The organism is Pseudorhodoplanes sp. (assembly GCF_035565795.1).
Classification (GTDB): Bacteria; Pseudomonadota; Alphaproteobacteria; order Rhizobiales; family Xanthobacteraceae; genus Pseudorhodoplanes.
The window spans coordinates 1-2,294 of the sequence record NZ_DATMRV010000109.1 but is presented as its reverse complement, the minus strand read 5'-3'; the positions used below and the strand labels follow the sequence as shown (position 1 = coordinate 2,294).

Sequence of the window (2,294 nt, the reverse complement as noted above, 5' to 3'; positions counted from 1 at the left end):
GGATTGGTCGCGCCGCCATCCACCATCACGCGGCCCTCGAACATTACCGGACGGCTGAGCCCCGGAATGGCCATGGAGGCGGCGACCGCAGCACGCAGCGGACCCGACGAGATCGCGGCCTCGCGCCGGCCGTAGAGATCGGACGCGATGATCGTCAGCGGAATCCGCAGTGCACTGAAATCGTCCGGCACGCGGTCGGGCAGGAATTGCGCGCAGAACTTCTCCGCGTCGATCAGCGTGGCGCTCCGGAAACCGGACGCGATCAGGGAGCCGATGCTGCCGCCGGCACGCGCGGCGAGGAGCTTGCCGAACAGCCCGGCGCGGTCCCGTGCGAGCGCCGTCACGTGCGTGCGGATCTCCTTGCCGCTCATGCCGGCGGCATAGGGCGCACCGAGCAACGCGCCGATCGAGGTGCCCGCGATGGCGACGGGACGAACGCCCATTTCGTCGAGCGTCTCAAGCACGGCAATATGGGCAAGCCCACGTGCGCCGCCACCGCCAAGCGCAAGTGCGACCGTTTTCATGTTGCGCCGGCTTCCTGCGCGAAGCGCCATGCGGTTGCGGCGAGGGGGCGTATCATCGCGGCCTTGGCCGGTGCGTGATCGCTGGTCGCGGTGCCGTCGCGCACGCGTCCGATGATGCCCTGCAAAATCGCAGCGATCCGGAAGAAATTGTACGCAAGATAGGCCGGCAGATGCGGACGTGGGTCGAGGCCTGTGCGCATAACGTAAAGGCCGACATAGTCGGACATCGACGGCAGGCCGAGCGCCTTGAGATCGAGTCCGACCAGCGAGCCGGTGCCAGCGCGGCTCTCCGAATGCGGCATGTGCCACTGCATCAGATGATAGGAAAAGTCGGCAAGCGGATCGCCGAGCGTGGACAATTCCCAGTCCAGCACCGCAATAATCGTTGGCGCGTCGTGTGCGACGATCGTGTTGTCGAGCCTGTAGTCGCCGTGCACGACGCGCACGGCCTGTTGCGGCGGCACGTTATGCGGCAGCCACGCGATCAGCCGGTCCATGTCCTCGATGCGTTCGGTTTCCGACGCACGATATTGCTTCGACCAGCGATCGACCTGCCGCGCAACATAGCCTTCGCCGCGGCCGAAATCGGCGAGCCCTATTGCCGCCGGGTCGAACGCGTGGAGGCGCGCCAGCGTCGCATTCATCGACTCGTAGACAGCCGCTCGTTCTGAAGGGTTGGAGCCTGGCATGTCGGGATTCCAGAACAGTCGGCCGTCGGCGAAGCCCATCACATAGAACGCCGTGCCGGCGATGCTGTCGTCGTCGCAATACAGAAATGGCTCCGGGACAGGGAAGCCTTGCCGCCAGAGCGCGGAGATGATGCGAAACTCGCGGTCAACGGCGTGAGCGGAGGGCAACAGCTTGCCCGGTGGCTTGCGCCGCAGCACATAGCGCCGCGTCGGTGTTTCCAGTAGATAGGTCGGGTTCGACTGCCCGCCGCGGAATTGCCGGATCGTCAGCGGTCCGGCAAACCCTTCAATCCTGCCCTTCAGATAGGTGGAGAGCCTGTCCGCTTCGACCGCGAGCGCAGGGGAAACCTCTTTCGTTCCGGAAAAGGATGCCTGGCGGTCGATGGCAGTCATTGGCCGTCAGGGGCGGAAGAATTCGAGCAGCGCGCGCGCGGTCGCATCGGGATTTTCCTCTGCAACGAAATGCCCTGAATCAATGGGCTTGCCGGAGGCTTCCTTCGCCCAATCCTTCCAGATGGTCAGCGGCGAATTCTCGCTCGGGATCCCGGCCGCGCCCCACAATGCAAGCAACGGTGCGGAGATCTTGTTGCGCGCGGCATGATCGATTTCGTCGTGTCCGAGATCGGTCGTCGCACCGGCGCGATAGTCTTCGCAGGTCGCATGAATGCGCGTCGGATCGGAGAAGAAGGCGTGGTAATGCGCAAGTGCCCGCGGATCGAATGCGGACAGATCCTTGGCCTTGGTCCAGCTCGCCATCTTGTAATCAAGGTATTCGATCGGAGCTTTCTCGATCAGCATTTCCGGCATCGGATATTTCTGCGCGAGGAACTCCCAGTGCCAGACCTTCATGGCAAGCGTATGGTCCATGCGGTGCCACATCTCGAAGGTCGGGATGATGTCGAGCACCGCGAGCTTGATCAGGCGTCCGGGGTTGTCGAGTGCGAGCCGGTAGGAAACGCGGCCGCCGCGGTCATGGCCCGCAAGATAGAAGCGTGCATGGCCGATCTTTTCCATCAGCTCGACCATGACTTTCGCCATGGACCGCTTGTCATAGGGCGTATGCCCCTTCCCCGATCGAGGC

Annotated in this window: 3 protein-coding genes; all 3 read right to left on the bottom strand. The window is 63.8% G+C overall.

The window, feature by feature from the left end; genetic code table 11:
* A partial coding sequence (locus tag VNZ93_RS10760) for a patatin-like phospholipase family protein (protein WP_325704145.1) occupies window positions 1-524 on the bottom strand: 524 nt, incomplete at its 3' end.
* A complete protein-coding gene (locus VNZ93_RS10755; RefSeq protein ID WP_325704143.1) occupies window positions 521-1,606 on the bottom strand; it encodes a phosphotransferase family protein in 1,086 nt (361 codons plus the stop codon). The genes VNZ93_RS10755 and VNZ93_RS10760, both read right to left, overlap by 4 nt.
* 6 nt (window positions 1,607-1,612) lie before the next feature.
* Window positions 1,613-2,294: alpha/beta hydrolase (locus tag VNZ93_RS10750; protein WP_325704141.1), on the bottom strand; the 682-nt coding region annotated here is incomplete at its 5' end.

Excerpts from the sequence above, each read along its gene's own strand:
- VNZ93_RS10755 (WP_325704143.1), bottom strand. The coding sequence starts at position 1,606 with ATGACTGCCATCGACCGCCAGGCATCCTTTTCCGGAACGAAAGAGGTT.